General features: G+C 38.7%; 17 protein-coding genes. 5 read left to right on the top strand and 12 right to left on the bottom strand.

Translation table 11 applies throughout. The features are described 5' to 3' along the window. Window positions 1-14: 14 nt before the first annotated feature. The 3 genes from EZ444_RS17350 to smpB are packed head-to-tail and all read left to right on the top strand — an operon-like array spanning window position 15 to window position 3,014. Window positions 15-668, top strand: coding sequence for a metal-dependent transcriptional regulator (locus EZ444_RS17350; protein WP_131610413.1), 654 nt, complete (start codon window positions 15-17; stop codon window positions 666-668). A 1-nt stretch (window position 669) separates the two neighbouring features. Continuing rightward, on the top strand, window positions 670-2,541 hold the full coding sequence (locus EZ444_RS17345; RefSeq protein ID WP_131610412.1) for an Nramp family divalent metal transporter: 1,872 nt from the start codon (window positions 670-672) through the stop codon (window positions 2,539-2,541). 23 nt (window positions 2,542-2,564) lie between these two features. Continuing rightward, window positions 2,565-3,014 carry an SsrA-binding protein SmpB gene (smpB, locus tag EZ444_RS17340; RefSeq protein WP_169472255.1) on the top strand — a complete coding sequence of 150 codons (450 nt, stop codon included), beginning with the start codon at window positions 2,565-2,567 and terminating at the stop codon, window positions 3,012-3,014. A gap of 7 nt (window positions 3,015-3,021) precedes the next feature. Here the strand turns inward: smpB and EZ444_RS17335 are convergent, their stop codons facing one another. The 3 genes from EZ444_RS17335 to EZ444_RS17325 form a co-directional block, all read right to left on the bottom strand. Next, entirely contained in the window at window positions 3,022-3,678 is a 657-nt protein-coding gene (locus EZ444_RS17335; RefSeq protein WP_131610410.1) for a protein-L-isoaspartate(D-aspartate) O-methyltransferase, read from the bottom strand. A 100-nt stretch (window positions 3,679-3,778) separates the two neighbouring features. Beyond that, complete coding sequence (gene priA / locus EZ444_RS17330) at window positions 3,779-6,253, bottom strand: replication restart helicase PriA (RefSeq protein WP_131610409.1); 2,475 nt, start codon at window positions 6,251-6,253, stop codon at window positions 3,779-3,781. Between the two features lie 2 nt (window positions 6,254-6,255). Beyond that, window positions 6,256-6,642, bottom strand: a complete 387-nt coding sequence (locus EZ444_RS17325) for a DUF423 domain-containing protein (protein ID WP_131610408.1) — start codon at window positions 6,640-6,642, stop codon at window positions 6,256-6,258. Between the two features lie 109 nt (window positions 6,643-6,751). Between EZ444_RS17325 and EZ444_RS17320 the strand changes: the two genes are divergently transcribed. Next, window positions 6,752-8,326, top strand: coding sequence for a hypothetical protein (locus EZ444_RS17320; RefSeq protein ID WP_131610407.1), 1,575 nt, complete (start codon window positions 6,752-6,754; stop codon window positions 8,324-8,326). Between the two features lie 14 nt (window positions 8,327-8,340). Then, window positions 8,341-9,783 (top strand): DUF5723 family protein, encoded by a 1,443-nt coding sequence (locus EZ444_RS17315; RefSeq protein ID WP_131610406.1) that lies wholly within the window; start codon window positions 8,341-8,343, stop codon window positions 9,781-9,783. Here EZ444_RS17315 and tsaB read toward each other — a convergent pair whose 3' ends face one another. The 9 genes from tsaB to mscL all read right to left on the bottom strand — a co-directional run bounded on the left by tsaB (window position 9,784) and on the right by mscL (window position 15,049). Next, window positions 9,784-10,470 (bottom strand): tRNA (adenosine(37)-N6)-threonylcarbamoyltransferase complex dimerization subunit type 1 TsaB, encoded by a 687-nt coding sequence (tsaB, locus tag EZ444_RS17310; RefSeq protein ID WP_131610405.1) that lies wholly within the window; start codon window positions 10,468-10,470, stop codon window positions 9,784-9,786. It abuts the gene before it with no gap. Between the two features lie 37 nt (window positions 10,471-10,507). Further along, window positions 10,508-10,738: a membrane protein insertion efficiency factor YidD gene (yidD, locus tag EZ444_RS17305; RefSeq protein ID WP_131610404.1), complete on the bottom strand. Its 231-nt coding sequence runs from the start codon at window positions 10,736-10,738 to the stop codon at window positions 10,508-10,510. Further along, entirely contained in the window at window positions 10,725-11,138 is a 414-nt protein-coding gene (locus EZ444_RS17300) for a ribonuclease P protein component (RefSeq protein ID WP_131610403.1), read from the bottom strand. Before EZ444_RS17300 ends, yidD begins: the two co-directional genes overlap by 14 nt. Window positions 11,139-11,201: 63 nt before the next feature. Continuing rightward, a complete protein-coding gene (rpmH, locus tag EZ444_RS17295; RefSeq protein WP_015807371.1) occupies window positions 11,202-11,360 on the bottom strand; it encodes a 50S ribosomal protein L34 in 159 nt (52 codons plus the stop codon). 112 nt (window positions 11,361-11,472) lie between these two features. Further along, window positions 11,473-12,210: a LytR/AlgR family response regulator transcription factor gene (locus tag EZ444_RS17290; protein WP_131610402.1), complete on the bottom strand. Its 738-nt coding sequence runs from the start codon at window positions 12,208-12,210 to the stop codon at window positions 11,473-11,475. Then, window positions 12,203-13,249, bottom strand: a complete 1,047-nt coding sequence (locus EZ444_RS17285; RefSeq protein ID WP_225874756.1) for a sensor histidine kinase — start codon at window positions 13,247-13,249, stop codon at window positions 12,203-12,205. The genes EZ444_RS17290 and EZ444_RS17285 overlap by 8 nt, the downstream gene beginning before the upstream one ends. Further along, a complete protein-coding gene (locus EZ444_RS17280) occupies window positions 13,246-13,611 on the bottom strand; it encodes a DUF4288 domain-containing protein (RefSeq protein WP_131610401.1) in 366 nt (121 codons plus the stop codon). Before EZ444_RS17280 ends, EZ444_RS17285 begins: the two co-directional genes overlap by 4 nt. An 11-nt stretch (window positions 13,612-13,622) precedes the next feature. After that, entirely contained in the window at window positions 13,623-14,396 is a 774-nt protein-coding gene (locus EZ444_RS17275; protein ID WP_131610400.1) for a LiaF transmembrane domain-containing protein, read from the bottom strand. Between the two features lie 221 nt (window positions 14,397-14,617). After that, complete coding sequence (gene mscL / locus EZ444_RS17270; protein WP_131610399.1) at window positions 14,618-15,049, bottom strand: large conductance mechanosensitive channel protein MscL; 432 nt, start codon at window positions 15,047-15,049, stop codon at window positions 14,618-14,620. Window positions 15,050-15,311: the final 262 nt, after the last annotated feature.

Raw genomic sequence — 15,311 nt, 5'->3', positions numbered from 1 at the left:
TTAGTCGAACAAAAATGCAGTCATTCACAGAAGAGAACTACCTGAAAATCATATACCATTTGTCGCAAAACACCGACGAAGCCGTGCAAACAAATGCAATTGCAGAAAAAATGCAGACCAAAGCTGCCTCTGTTACCGATATGATAAAAAAACTGGCAGATAAGCAATTGATCGACTATAAAAAATATCAAGGTGTTAAACTAACACCAACTGGCAAATCAGCCGCTATTAATATTGTAAGGAAACATCGTTTATGGGAAGTTTTCCTGGTAGAAAAACTAAACTTTAAGTGGGACGAAGTCCACGATATTGCCGAAGACCTGGAACACATTCAATCTGTTGAGCTGATCGAACGACTGGATGAATTTCTGGCATTCCCCAAAAGCGACCCGCATGGCGATCCTATTCCCGATAAAAACGGACAATTTGATTCTATCCCATTTACAAAACTGAACAAACTCAAACCAGGTGAACAAGGCTTAATTATGGGTGTTAGTGAACATTCATCTATATTTTTAAAGCATCTTGAAAAGCTAGGGCTAACCCTAGGAAAAAAACTTATAATAGAAGAAATCACTGATTTTGATGGCTCTGTGGAATTGATGTTAGAAGAAAAAAGAATCAGTGTAAGTCGAGAAGTTGCCAAACATATCCTCATTAAACTATAACATGAAAGCCGAACATAAAGCCCCCCAATCCTTAAGCGAAGTACATCAGAGTGTAGATACAAGCAAACGTACCGGCTGGAAACGCATTCTTTCTTTTATTGGACCAGCCTACTTAGTAAGTGTTGGTTATATGGACCCCGGCAACTGGGCAACAGATATTGCCGGAGGTAGTAAATTTGGTTACCAGTTAATCTGGGTACTACTCATGTCAAACCTTATCGCGCTACTATTGCAATCGCTCAGTGCCCGTTTAGGAATTGTGAGAGGGCTCGATCTTGCTCAGGCTTCCAGAAATGCTTATCCAAAATGGATCAACATACCTTTGTTTGGATTAGCCCAAACGGCAATTGTAGCTTGCGACCTAGCCGAAATCATAGGGATGGCCATTGGATTAAATCTACTCTTCGGCTTACCCTTAATCTGGGGTATCAGCATTACCATATTCGACACCGTTTTACTCCTTTTTCTGCTCAACAAAGGCATGCGTAAAATGGAAGCGTTTATTGTTTCCATGGTATTTATCGTCGGCATATCCTTTCTAGTCGAAATGTTTATCGTAGAGCCCTCACTTAAAGAAATAGCACGTGGGTTTGAACCTTCTATGCTATCTGGGGAAGCACTATACATTGCAATAGGTATCATTGGAGCTACCGTGATGCCACATAACCTATACCTACACTCATCGCTGGTACAAACCCGTAAATTTGAACGCGACGAAAAGGGCATCAAAGAAGCTATAAAATTCAATTTCATTGATACTGCAGTCGCTTTAAACCTTGCATTTTTTGTCAATGCCGCTATACTCATCCTTGCTGCAGCTGCATTTTACAAGAATGGCTTACACGAAGTCGCCGAGATACAAGATGCCTATAAACTCCTTCAACATATATTTGGTAATGTAGCCCCCGCCCTTTTCGCCATCGCCTTAATTGCCGCAGGTCAAAGCTCTACCATTACCGGGACTTTAGCTGGACAAATTGTAATGGAGGGCCATCTTAATTTACGCATACAACCATGGCTACGCCGATTAATAACCCGTTTGCTCGCGATTATCCCTGCATTTCTAACTATACTATGGTACGGAGACGACGCATTGGGCGGACTACTCATTTTAAGCCAGGTCGTTTTAAGTTTACAGCTTGGCTTTGCGGTCATCCCGTTAATTCACTTCACATCAGATAAAAAGTTAATGAAAGGCTTTGCCATAAAGCCATGGGTAAAAGTTTTGGCCTGGGTAAGCGCTATCGTCATTGTATCCCTAAATGTTAAACTTGTGATTGAAGAAATAAAAACATGGGGATCTACTGGAGACTGGTACGTTTATGCCCTGGTAGTTCCTGTAGCAATATTAATAGGCTTACTCTTACTATATGTCTTTGTATATCCATTGGTAGTCCGCTTAAGAAAAAGCGACAACAACGTGCCACATGGGGAGGCGCTGGACATTGAAAACGTTGAAAAGATCGATTACACCCGCATAGGTATCACGGTAGATTTCTCCAAAAACGATCGCAATACCATACGTCACGCCCTTATACAGGGAGGAAAACGAGCGCATTATTACCTGATACACGTAGTAGAAACAGCCGCTGCACAGTATTACGGAGAGTCAGCATTAGATCACGAAACAGTGAGTGATACCGAAAATCTTCAAAAATACTGTGATAACCTGGCCGAATTGGGTTATAAATCCAGCCCTCACATCGGTTACGGTGGCACTGTAAAAGCAATTGTGGCCATTACAAACGAAAACGAGCTGCAACTGTTAGTGATGGGGGCACACGGTCATAAAGGCTTAAAAGATTTAATCCTGGGCACTACAGTTAATTCCGTTCGCCATAAAGTATCCATTCCTGTCCTTATTGTAAGATAAAATTGAGATATTAGCGGATTGTTATGAAGAACGACGTCCAGATAAAAAATAAAAGAGCCTTTTTCGACTTCCACATTATTGAAAAATATAATGCCGGAATAGCCCTTTTAGGTACCGAAATAAAAGCGATAAGACAAGGTAAGGCCAATATGACAGATGCTTTCTGCATGTTTATTGGTAACGTCCTTTATATAAGAAACCTACATGTATCAGAATATAGTCACAGCTCTTTTCATCACCATGAAATTAAGCGCGACCGTATCCTGCTACTCCATAAAAAAGAACTTAAAAAGCTGAAGGCAAAAAGTGAGGAAAAGGGCTATACCATAGTTCCTTTGCGAATATTCACCAATGAAAGAGGTTTTGCTAAGCTAGAAATAGCACTGGCACAAGGTAAAAAAGAGTTCGACAAAAGAGACAGTATCAAAGACAGGGAATCTAAAAGAGAAATGGACCGGGCAATGAAGGCTTAATCAGCCTTTACCAAGCCTGGTCACCCACTAGCGGTACAAACCTAAAAGTATCCAGTTCAATCCTGTCATAATCTGTTTCATTGATTCGGATTACCGTTACCATTTTTTGCGAATTCTCATCACCTACCGGGATCACCAATATTCCGCCAATTTTAAGCTGTTTCAGTAATGTCTCAGGTACAAACGGAGCACCCGCAGTTACAATGATCTTATCATAAGGAGCATGCTCAGCAATTCCTTTAGATCCATCACCAAAAAAGAAATGCGCATTATAACCCATTCCTGGTAAAACCCGTATGGTGTGTCGGTATATGCTTTCCTGACGCTCTATCGTATAAACATTTGCACCTAACTCCATCAACACGCAAGTTTGATAACCGGAACCTGTTCCAATTTCCAAAACCTTATCGCCTTTTTTAATATGAAGCAGCTCGCTTTGATAAGCGACAGTATATGGCTGAGAAATAGTTTGTCCATCACCTATAGGGAACGCGATGTCCTTATAAGCCTGATTCCAAAAGGTTTCATCAAAAAAGAAATGTCGTGGTATTTTCCCTATAGCCTTAAGTACTCTCTTATCTGCTATCCCTCTCGACTCGAGGTGAACTACCAAACGTTTCCTCGCCCCCTGCTCTCTGTAATTATCAACAAACTTGTATGCCATTTCACCCCAAATTTAACGATTTGAAAACTAATAACTCAATCTTTTCGGGCCTAAATAAGCTAACGAAGTCTAATTGACACAGGATCAATCCCAATAAAATCTAGTAAGGATCAACATCAACCTGTATGTTTACGCTCCTGTAATCCTTTTCGCTTTGAAATTGTAAGATGGTATCTTTCAGAATGGATTTAACTTTCTGGATGGAAGTATCTTTATCACTTTTGATGATCACCTGTTTGATGTAATAATTCCTTACCCGCGCTACAATAGGCTGCTCTGGTCCCAATACCCGTTTCCCCAACTGCGCCCTTAAGGTCGAAGCAAAACGTTGAGCTGCAACATTTAAAAGATCCTGGTCCTTATGCTTAATATTGATAAATATCAACCTGGTAAAAGGAGGATAATGGAACATTTTACGCTCAGCAAGCTCCTCATTATACATTTCAAGATACTTGTTTTCTATCACCTGCTTAATGATCCGATGCGAATCATCGTAAGCCTGTATAATTACCTTACCCTGCTTATTCCTTCTTCCGGCACGGCCAGCAACCTGAGCAAGCAGCTGATAACTCCGCTCAAATGCCCTGAAATCAGGATAATTGAATAGCGTATCAGCATTAATTACCCCAATCAGCGTCACGTTATCAAAATCCAAACCTTTGGCAACCATCTGCGTACCAATCAAAATATCCGTCTTCTTTTCCTGAAAATCAGAGATAATCTGCTGTAAGCCATTCTTGGTTCTGGTACTATCCACATCCAATCGTGCAATTTTGGCATCCGGAAAAACCAGACTTAACTCCTCTTCCACTCTTTCCGTTCCAAAACCTTTTTGCTCGATGTGTACCGAACCACAAGCCGGACATACATTAATACTACTTTGATGATACCCACAATAATGGCAATGTAGCTTACCACTGGTTTTATGGTACGTTAAACTTACATCACAGTTTACACATTTAGGTGCAAAGCCACAGGTGGCACAAATCAGAATAGTGGCATAACCACGGCGATTCTGAAACAAGATCACCTGTTCCTTTTGCGCTATCGTATCCGCGATTCCATCAATCAACTTAGCAGAAAAATAAGAAACCATCTTTTTCTTCTTCGTTTCTTCAGAGATACTCACCACCTCATGCAGTGGTAATTCTACTCCACCAAAACGCTCATTTACAGTTACCAATCCATACTTATGGTTAACCGCATTATAATAACTTTCCAACGAAGGCGTAGCAGAACCCAGTACGGCCTTTGCCTGATGTAAATGCGCCAGATAAACAGCCACATCCCTTGCCTGATACCTCGGCGATGGTTCCTGCTGTTTAAAAGAAGATTCATGTTCCTCATCCACCACAATCAGTTTCAGCTCTTTAAAAGGCAGAAACACGGCAGATCTGGCACCTAAAACAACCCTATACTTACCATTCAGCACCTTATTCCAAATCTCAACCCTTTCATTGTTGTTAAATTTAGAGTGGTATACGCCAATAGCATCGCCAAAATAGCGCTGAATCCTTTGTACAATCTGAGTAGTTAAAGCAATTTCCGGCAACAAGAATAAAACCTGTCCACCTTTTTCAATTGCCTTTTCAATTAACTTAATATAAATCTGAGTTTTACCAGAAGCTGTAATCCCGTGCAACAGCACCACATCCTTCTGCTCAAACTCAGTTTCAACCTGTGTTAAAGCTTTGTGCTGAGCTTCGCTCAATTCAAAATTTAACACAAAATCATCATCATTTTCTTTTAGCCTACTTACCGGCAGCTTATCAACTTTAAATATCCCTTTATCCACCAGCGTTTTAAAGGCCGCCTGTCCACAACCACTATCTTCCAGTAGTTGATGCTTAGGAATTAAATTCATCTGCCTATAAAGCTTAATATAGGACAGCAATGCATTCAACTGCTTCGGTGCTCTTTCTAAAATCTCAAACAGTTGTTTGAGGTTTTCCTCTTCCTGATAAAAGGAATTAAGAGAAACAAACGATTTTAATAAAGGCCTATATTTTTCTACAACCTCTTCGGCAATATAAATTAAGTCCTTTTCGAGCAACGAATTGATAATCGGGTACACCGTTTTTTGTCCAAGCAAAGCAGAGACATCGTCAATGGTTAAACGCTGATGGTTATTTAATGCATTGATTAGAATGGTTTCCTTATCCGTCAACACCTCCTCAACCGGCGCATCATCCTTCCTTACAATAATCGTCTCACTTGCTAACTTTAAACCTGTAGGCAATGCGGCCGACATCACATCTCCCTCATTACACAGGTAATAACCAGTCATCCAATCCCACAACTGCAATTGATTTTGAGTAATTATCGGATGTTCGTCTACTACATCAATGATATACTTCGCCTGATAATGTTCAGGAGCCGTTTGACTAATACTTTTAACAAGTGCCGTATAAATTTTATTCTTCCCAAACTGCACGACCACGCGTTTTCCAACAGCGATGTGTTCGTTCAATTCAAACGGAACACGATACATGTAGTTTTTAGATAAAGATAAAGGTAAAACAACCTCTACGAAAAGTGTTTCCCGCTCTTTAAATTCCAGTAGCCCATCATCCATTGTTAATTCTTTTTTAATGCACTAACAAATAACAATGCCCATCCAAGGATAAAGCATAAACCGCCTATTGGGGTAATCGGACCTATATAATTTACAAAACCTATGTTTAAAATATCTCTTGTCGCAAGCAAATACAGCGAGCCTGAAAAAAGCAATATGCCAAGTGTAAAGAAGATATATGACCATTTTACCAGTTTCTCATTCCTCATAGCAAGCTGCGAAAGAAAAAGCAAGGCCAACGTATGATAAAACTGGTACTCAACCCCTTTGGCCCAAATGTCTAAACTACCCGCGCTTAAAACATTCTTTAAAGTATGTGCACCAAAGGCACCAAACATTACGGCTATTGCACCAAATAAAGATGCGGTCAAGATAATACGTCTGCTCATGATAGATCGGCTTTTATACCACAAAATTAACAAACTTGACAGCATTTCCCCAGTAATCACTACGATTAAATTAAATAGTCAAACTATTCAGTTAAATTTGTAGTAACACATGAAAAAGATTCTAATTAGTATCATCCTATTGCTTATTGCCATTGTTGCGATGGCTTATTTATATTTTTCCAAGCTAAACGCCGACCACAACACTTCAGACATTGGCTTGTATGCCGCCACCTCCAGCTCAGGTTTTATATTTTCTTTTGAAAATGAAAAAGGTATTACCGATATCTTAAAAGAACAACATCTATTCAATGAAATTCTGGGCGATAAAAAATATCAGCAACTGAGCTCCTTAAAAAAGTACCTGCTCAGCCTATCAAAAGTAAGTCAGGCCATAGACAACCAAAACATATACTTCTGTCTTGTTCCTGGAAGCAATCAGAAAATAGACTTCTTATGTCTTACTCAACTTAATAACCCAAACCATATTCCACAGCTCATCCATTCTATAAAAGTCAGTGGAACCCAATTAGAAGACCTTAACAACCTCAAAAAGCTAACACTGGCAGACAGCACCATATTTTATCTAGGCATAAAAGGAAATCTTGTTGCCCTTTCTAATTCCCAGCAGCAGGTAACCGCTGTTTTAGCTAAAACTTTAAAAGACAAAACAGATAAATTTGCTGAATACATCCAGGCCAGTAACCGCTTCAATAAAAACAACCTTGCTCAACTATATATTAATTTCAATATACTTCCTGCACTGTTAAAAAACATAGTTGCCGGTAAGTTAAATGGAGAATTATCCAGCCTAAACAACCAAAACTCATTTGCAGCTTTAACTTATAATTACAGCAACGACAAAATCCTACTGACAGGTACTACTGTAGCTAACGATCCAAACAATTATTACAACCTATTTTCTGATCTTCATCCGCAAAAGATCAGTATCCAGAACATCCTACCCATCAATACTGCTGCTTACACGATTTTTGCGATAGACAGCTACCTTCCCTGGAGAAAAAAATTAAATCAATGGTTTTTAAGCAAAAAAGAGGATAAAAAAGTAACCAAATTGATCACAGATATCAACACAAAACACCACCTTAATCTGGACGATATTTTCCCCAAATTCTTTAAAGACCAGTTGATCACGTTTCAGCTGAGTACAACAGAAAAAATTGGGGCTATAAATTTAACGAATGGCGATAAACTCATGCAACTTTTGATAGATTTGAGCGTAGATTATACCGACGAAATTAAACTATTAAAGGAAGCTGATATACTATATGCTTATTTCGGGCTGCCACTTGAAGATTTTAAAAGACCTTTCTACATCATCCTTGATAATTACATGATATTCGCAAATAATGCAAGTACGCTTACCTCATTCTTAAATAATTATAACAGTAACCGCCTTTTAATTAACAGCCCTAATTACATCAGTGCAAACAATCAACTTCCGGGCAATTCGAGCATTATTTTCTATATAGATCACGCCAACTCTACCGATATTTTCGGCAAAAATATCTACCTGCCTTATGACAGACATTTACGGTCCGACAAGGGATTAAAAAAATATGATTCTTTCACTTATCAATTGAGTGGTGATAATGGTAAATTCCAAACTAACATCTTAATCAACAAACAGCCTGATGTTTTACAAAAAGATTCTTTAGCTTTATAGCACCAATCACCCCTATGTTGAAAAAGTACATCATTCTATGCTTTGTTTTAAGCTGTAATGCCACATTTATAAAGGCGCAGCAATACGGATTATTTAATACAAAAACGATGTTCGATGGGTTTGAGAATCCTGCTCAGAAAACCTTTGTCTTAGATTCGTCCCGGAAATTTTCATCTAATTTCTTCTTACCCTATTTTGGAATCAATGCCGCCAATAAAGGAAATTCAGATTTCATCCGTAAAATCATCAACGAGGGGAAATACAATGCCACAGATCTTAAGCTAGGAACCGGAGATATCAATACCGTACATCAAAATACAAACATCTACTTACTCACTTTAAGAATATTTAAATCATATAAGTATCAAAAAGAAATAGGCTTTGCATGGCAAATACGTAGTGATGCCCATCTGGATTACACTAACGAAACTCTGGCTATCTTAGATAATTACAAAAGGTTTTTGGGTTATCAAAACCAAGACTTTACAAACGCTTTTAACAACAACGGATACGAGCAGTCTTACCATCAATTTAGTTTTAGCTACCGCGAAAACTACAACAAAAGACTGGCCTTCGGTGCTAAACTGAGCCTATTAAGCGGTATTGCTTACAATAAACTAAGCATTGTTGAGTCTAATTTCAATCCTGGCTCATCAACACAACCACTTGTCGCCTCACTAAGTGGAACCTATAAAGCCAGTTTCCTTGATGCAGACGACTTCTCCAGTAAAGATGTAATCCCTACCTTTAAAAACCCAGGGCTTTCCGTTTCAGTCGGAACTAGCTATACTGCAAAAAGCGGTGTATTTATAATGGCCAATTTAAAAGACCTTGGCTTCATCAGATGGGCTAGTAGTTCGTACTACAACAAATTTAATAACCTCAATGATCCTTTAATCATTGACGATCCCGAAATGAATGCATCTAGTATCGATAAAAAGATTTCAAGTATTGCGACAGATAACGAAACCAATAAAAGTTTCCTTACCCCAACCAATGCTAAAGTAGATTTTATGGTTTCTAAGGCCTTTGCCATAAGCTACCCGCTTACTTATACCCCCAGCCTTATCGCGTCTAAAAACTTGTTTTACAAAGGTGGAGACGTAGCATTTGTCAATAAAATCAAATACGGAGAGCTATCCTTAAGCGTTATCCCTGCTTATAATTTAAACAACCTGTTTCTAGTAGGAATGCAAGGCATGTACCAAACACCCAACTTTGAAGTCTTTCTAGGCTCGGATAACCTCTTAAAAACAGTTACACAAATTAATGGTGTAATCAAGCAAGACCGTACCATTGGAACTGGCTACAACGGTGCATCATTTTATATGGGACTGGGAATAAAGTTCGGAGACATTGTAAATCACCCGCAAAATAGCAGTACGATGCCAGGTATAGACGATAAAGAAAGTAGTTTTTTCAAACGCCTGTTTAGCGTTTTTTCTAAAAAAAGATAATTAAACCTTTTTCTTGGGTGTAGTCAACACAAAGTCCTTCAAGTAGAATGGCTCAAAATACGCTACATCCTCAAATTTAGCAGCTGTAAAGGCTTTATAAGCCAATTGGCTCATATGAGCTGCAGAATTAAAATTAAGGTCAGAAAAAGCAGCATGTTCATTTTGCAATACCTCCGCACATTTCATAGCACCATCACCAATAAAGGTAACCTTACCTACTGCCAGTTCAGTTGCAAAACTATTTTCATCGATAATTTTCGCTTCAGTAGGCAACACGTAGTTTAAATCCCTATCAAACATTGCTGTAAAGACTTCCATCCTACGTGCATCTATCATTGCACAGATCAACCCTTCACAGTCCTTCTGCTGCATTAAAAAGCCAGCGGTCATCATCTGCAAAGTATCTACCGCAATAAGTGGTTTATCCAGTGCAAAACACAGACCTTTGGCAGTCGAAACCCCAATACGTAACCCTGTATAAGAACCAGGACCTTTACTCACCGCTACAGCATCCAGATCAGCAAACTGTAAGCCTGCCATATCCATCACCTCCTTAATAAACAAAGTCAAACTGCCTGCATGAATGTTACTGGCCATCTCTTCTTTTAAGGCAATGGTTTTGCCATTTACAGAAATTGCAGCAGAACAAACTTGGGTAGCTGTTTCAATTTGAAGGATGGTGGCCATAGTATTGGAATTTAAGGATAATGGAAGATAAAATTAATTAAGGAACAGGATCATGACCATGACTGCCCCAAGGGTGACAACGGCCAATGCGTTTCAAAGTTAGCCAGCCCCCTTTAAAAGGACCATGTTTTTTGATGGCTTCTATTCCATATTGCGAACAGGTAGGTGTAAACCTACAATTTGCACCCAACAAGGGAGATATAAACCATTGATAAAGCTTAATAAGCGCTAAAAAGAACCAACCGACAACCTGCTTAATTACTCCCATCTTTTCCTGTGGTATTTTTAGCTTCCAGATTTGCAATCAACCGCTTCAAAGCAGCAGCCATTTTTTTCTCAAAAAAAGAAAAATCGTAAATCTTTTTACCAACAAACTGTAGGGAAAGCAGTAATAACTCATCAGATTCCGGCAATAGTGCATAAAGCTCCAGCTCCTTTTGTAATCGGTAAGCCTCGCGACTGCGGCGTTTGATCAGATTCCTGTCTACCGCCCTTTTGTACCTTTTCTTAGCGACATTAATTACTATCTGCGCCGGAAACTCATGTTCAACCGGAACATACATATATGATACCCGAAACGGATATAACAAAAAAGAAGAACCGTTCTTAAATAGCAGGTCTAAAAATTTCCTGCTACATAACCGTTCTTCTTTATTAAATGTGTTCATCTTTTTGATCGCAAATTTGCAGACATCCTGATCTGCTAACACTAATTGTGCTGCAATCAAAAATTATGCTTTGTGGCGGCCTTCGCTTGAAACCGTTAATCTTTTTCTTCCTTTTGCGCGACGTGAAGCTAATACTCTTCTACCGTTTGCTGTAGCCATTCTTTCGCGGAAGCCGTGTTTGTTTCTTCTCTTTCTTTGCGAAGGTTGGAATGTTCTTTTCATAACTGTATTATATCTTGACTATTATTTTTAAATAAGAGGTGCAAATATAGGGCGATTTTTATTTAATTGCAAATACATTTCACCTATAGTTTTCATTTTCTCTGTAATTCTGTTACAATCCTAGGGCAGCTTTCAGTTTTATGTAGCCTGTTTTGCTCACTGGCAGCCATATATCCGATTTTAAAAGCACTACATAGCTATCTTTTTCTTTCAGCTCTATACGTGTAACCTGGGCCAAATTTATGATATATGATCGATGAATCCGAATAAATTGACTACTTTCTAGTGTTCTTTCGAAAAAACTCATCGTTTTATTCTTCTGAAAAATCCCTTCCGAGGTACTCAGTTTCACATAATCATCGTCAGCCTCCAGGTAATGAATATCAACGACTGCAATAATTTTAATTACGCCATTCTTTTTAACTACTACCCTATTACTTTGAGCCGGACTTAGCCCTGCTACATCCAGCAACTCCTTCGCAACAGCATCTATATTATTCAATCTAGCTGGTAGTTTTTGCATCGCCAGCTCAAATCGACTCTGCTCTATCGGTTTCAGTAAGTAATCAATAGCATTTACCTCAAAGGCCTTAATCGCATACTCATCAAAAGCAGTAGTAAATATAACTGCCGGATGCTTATCTATCAGCTCCAGCATTTCAAAACCACTGATTTTAGGCATTTGTATATCTAGAAAAATCAGATCCGGCTGATACCCTGCAATGGCTTTTATTCCTTCAAAACCATCATTACATTCGGCTACTACCTCAACGTCAGGAAAATTGCTCAGGTAATGCTTCACCACATCCCTGGCCAAAGGCTCATCATCAATTAATATCGTTCTAATCATTTTGTTGAGGTATTTTAAGCGTAGTTTCAAACCTATTTTCTGTACTTACATCTGTTTGCAATAACCTTTCATCCGCAAACAATAGATATAACCTTCGTCTGATAGCCGTCAAACCAAATCCTGTCCCTTCTGTTGCCTTCATCTCTGGATCATAAGGGTTCTGCACCACAATCACCAAATGGTTCTGCTCCAGCTTTGCGAATACTGATATGGTAATCGCAGCTGCAGTATTGTATAACCCAAATTTAATGGCATTCTCTACAATAGGTTGTAAAAGTGTCCCAGGCAAACGTAAATTTAAGGTTTCTTCAGCTATTTGAAGCTCAATATTTAACCTGTGACTAAAACGTACCTTTTCTATATCCAGATACAGCCCAATGTATTCCATCTCCTCGGCCACACTTACCCAAACTTCATCATCCCTTTTTAATGTCCCCCTTAAAAAAGCAGCCAGCTTAGTGATCATGGTACCAGCTTCTTTAGGATTTACAATCGTTAGGGCATAAACAGAATTTAGACTGTTAAACAAAAAGTGAGGTTGCAGCTGATGGCGTAATTTATTTAATTCGGCTTCTTTTGAAAGATTTTGTGCAGCAAGCAAGCGCTCCTGTGTAGCCGATTGCTCTTCAAGCCTGTACCATAAAACATTCGCAAGCGCACACCAGGCAATAAACACAAACATAATCAGAAAGCGTACCGTAAGCGAAATGTTAAGAAAGTTGATATAAGTCTGTTGCTCAGAGAACAACAAAACTAATAAAAACTTGCTCATAAAAGTGATAAACAGTGCCATGATAAAGGTAAGCGCCAACACAAAAATGATAGTTTCATTTTTAGGCTGATAATAACCTAGTAAATTACTCATCAGCATACAGGCTAGCGCGAGTAGGCCATTTGTAATTACACTATCGACAATAGCTATGCTCCAACTAAAATTAAGTGTAAAATAAAAAAGCAAAACAAACACCAACACCCAGCCCAAAAATATAACTGAGCCAACCTTTTTAACCCTGGTGATGGATAATGGTCTGTTTATCAAAACAACTTAATTGAAGGAGTTGAAAATGGCAACAACTGTTGCAAAAATGTTCTATGTTTATTCACATGATCTAAAAATGAACTTACATCTTCAGGCTCATGCAGTACTGAAGCCACTTCAGCTCCATCCGTAGGAGATTCAATTTCATATAGATCGGCTACACAGATAAAATTCCAGCTTACCATCTCTCCATTGCAATTCCTAAAAGGACGATGAAAATCTTCGGCCTGTCGCTCGGCCTTAGCTAGCGCCTCATCACAATCTGCAGCCACAGTTAGCCTTAACTGCTCATCAAATTGAGGCGAATGCTCACCTTCTCCGGTAATTATCTGATAAATATACCTTACTACAAACCATTTCATGATCTTGAATTTTAAAAGTTTCTAATCTCTACCCCTCCAAATATGGTCACCCCTTGAATTTTAAGTATTTTTCGTGGCTCTGTACTCACGGGACCTAGCGACCTTTTATCATCCAGTCCGCCAAAAATTGCCACCACTTCCGACTTCACTTCCCAACTTGGGGGAACAATAATTTTCACTCCACCAAATAAAGCCACCACATCTAATTCAATGGTACCTTCAAAATCCGCTTGTGTCAAATTCACATCACAGCCTCCGAAAACAGCTATAGCTTCACCTCCCTTAAAGTTTTTTGAATGAATGTGTTGATGACTACCACCAAATACACTTACCGACTCCAGAATATCATTTTTATCTGCGTTTGCATATGAAGCAGCATAAGACTCCTTTTCCGCAGCTTTCCAATCAGCCTTTTTTTCGAACTTACGTTCCCAGCGTTTACTAAAGCCTTTACCCTTGCAATCAACACTTTTTGGACCCAAGATCATATACAATCCAGCAACTATAAGTGCTCCTCCAAAGTAATACTTCGAAACCTCTTGTCCCCAAATGTCACCTACAAGGAAAGATCCGCCAATCAATACCATGACCAACCAACCTACCCCATTAAAATTACGCTTAAAACCTATAAGCAAACCAATTGCAATGAGTAACATCGGCCAGGTAAAGATCCAACCAGGAATATACAATCCAAAGTTCCTTAAAAGGAATACTAGTCCTATCACCAAAATAACCAAACCACTACATATCCTGCTCGAACTACTACTTTTGTTCCACTTATCCATCTTGTTCTTTTATTAAAATTTAGAATACTAAATCTTTATTTGTTTCAAATTTAGGCACAATTGAAAGGCTACAAATAACCAGGCCTTATATGCCATCAAATCACCGGTAAACTGCAGCATTTTGTCGGTAAACAAAATACTTTAAATGCAAAAGGTGCTTAGCCGAAAAATAATTTTTCCGAATAAGCACCTTATATATGTGCCAATAGCTGAGCTAAAAACTATTTATTTTTTAGTAAATCTCTGATCTCAGTAAGCAATGCTTCACCAGGTGTAGGAGCAACAGGTACAGCAGGAGCAGCTTCTTCTTTACGTTTTAATGAATTGATACCTTTTACCAACAAGAAAACAGCCATTGCCAATAAAAGGAAGTTAATGCCTACACTGATAAAGTTACCATAAGCAAAAACTACTGCTTCTGGCACTTTTCTAGCTTCCTCTAAAGGTAAATTAGCCGCAACTGTACCCTTCAGCACCACGTACAGGTTACTAAAGTCGACCGAACCAATAACCGCAGATATTAATGGCATAATTAAATCTTTCACAGCGCTATCGATAATTTTACCGAATGCACCACCGATGATTACACCGACAGCAAGGTCCATCACACTACCTTTAACAGCAAATTCTTTAAATTCTTTTACAAATCCCATAGGTATAAATTTATTTATATAATAAAATTAACAACTTTCCTCGAAAATCAAGGGATTTATAAGGCTGAAATTTACTTTTATTTTAAATTATTTTGCTGTTCCCTTTAATGCCAGCTGGTTATATTCTACGATTAATGTGCGACCTTACACATAGCCATTCTTCTATTTATGAGATAGCACAGATGCGATACCCATATTGATAACTCCTGATTGATTTTAAATCGGCTTGAAAATTAAAATATTCACACCTGTTTATCAGTAC

Origin of the sequence: Pedobacter hiemivivus, assembly GCF_004331685.1 — a bacterium.
Classification (GTDB): Bacteria; Bacteroidota; Bacteroidia; order Sphingobacteriales; family Sphingobacteriaceae; genus Pedobacter; species Pedobacter hiemivivus.
Note: the sequence above shows the minus strand (reverse complement) of the source record. Positions and strands in the feature narration are given on the sequence as shown.

Bases quoted from the DNA above. Each gene is read 5' to 3' on its own strand.
- EZ444_RS17320 (WP_131610407.1), top strand. From the start codon at position 6,752: ATGAAAAAGATTCTAATTAGTATCATCCTATTGCTTATTGCCATTGTT.
- EZ444_RS17325 (WP_131610408.1), bottom strand. From the start codon at position 6,642: ATGAGCAGACGTATTATCTTGACCGCATCTTTATTTGGTGCAATAGCC.
- priA (WP_131610409.1), bottom strand. From the start codon at position 6,253: ATGGATGATGGGCTACTGGAATTTAAAGAGCGGGAAACACTTTTCGTA.
- EZ444_RS17275 (WP_131610400.1), bottom strand. From the start codon at position 14,396: ATGGATAAGTGGAACAAAAGTAGTAGTTCGAGCAGGATATGTAGTGGT.
- smpB (WP_169472255.1), top strand. From the start codon at position 2,565: ATGAAGAACGACGTCCAGATAAAAAATAAAAGAGCCTTTTTCGACTTC.
- tsaB (WP_131610405.1), bottom strand. From the start codon at position 10,470: ATGGCCACCATCCTTCAAATTGAAACAGCTACCCAAGTTTGTTCTGCT.
- EZ444_RS17335 (WP_131610410.1), bottom strand. From the start codon at position 3,678: ATGGCATACAAGTTTGTTGATAATTACAGAGAGCAGGGGGCGAGGAAA.
- EZ444_RS17345 (WP_131610412.1), top strand. From the start codon at position 670: ATGAAAGCCGAACATAAAGCCCCCCAATCCTTAAGCGAAGTACATCAG.
- yidD (WP_131610404.1), bottom strand. From the start codon at position 10,738: ATGGGAGTAATTAAGCAGGTTGTCGGTTGGTTCTTTTTAGCGCTTATT.
- EZ444_RS17300 (WP_131610403.1), bottom strand. From the start codon at position 11,138: ATGAACACATTTAATAAAGAAGAACGGTTATGTAGCAGGAAATTTTTA.
- EZ444_RS17350 (WP_131610413.1), top strand. From the start codon at position 15: ATGCAGTCATTCACAGAAGAGAACTACCTGAAAATCATATACCATTTG.
- EZ444_RS17290 (WP_131610402.1), bottom strand. From the start codon at position 12,210: ATGATTAGAACGATATTAATTGATGATGAGCCTTTGGCCAGGGATGTG.
- mscL (WP_131610399.1), bottom strand. From the start codon at position 15,049: ATGGGATTTGTAAAAGAATTTAAAGAATTTGCTGTTAAAGGTAGTGTG.
- EZ444_RS17280 (WP_131610401.1), bottom strand. From the start codon at position 13,611: ATGAAATGGTTTGTAGTAAGGTATATTTATCAGATAATTACCGGAGAA.
- EZ444_RS17315 (WP_131610406.1), top strand. From the start codon at position 8,341: ATGTTGAAAAAGTACATCATTCTATGCTTTGTTTTAAGCTGTAATGCC.
- rpmH (WP_015807371.1), bottom strand. From the start codon at position 11,360: ATGAAAAGAACATTCCAACCTTCGCAAAGAAAGAGAAGAAACAAACAC.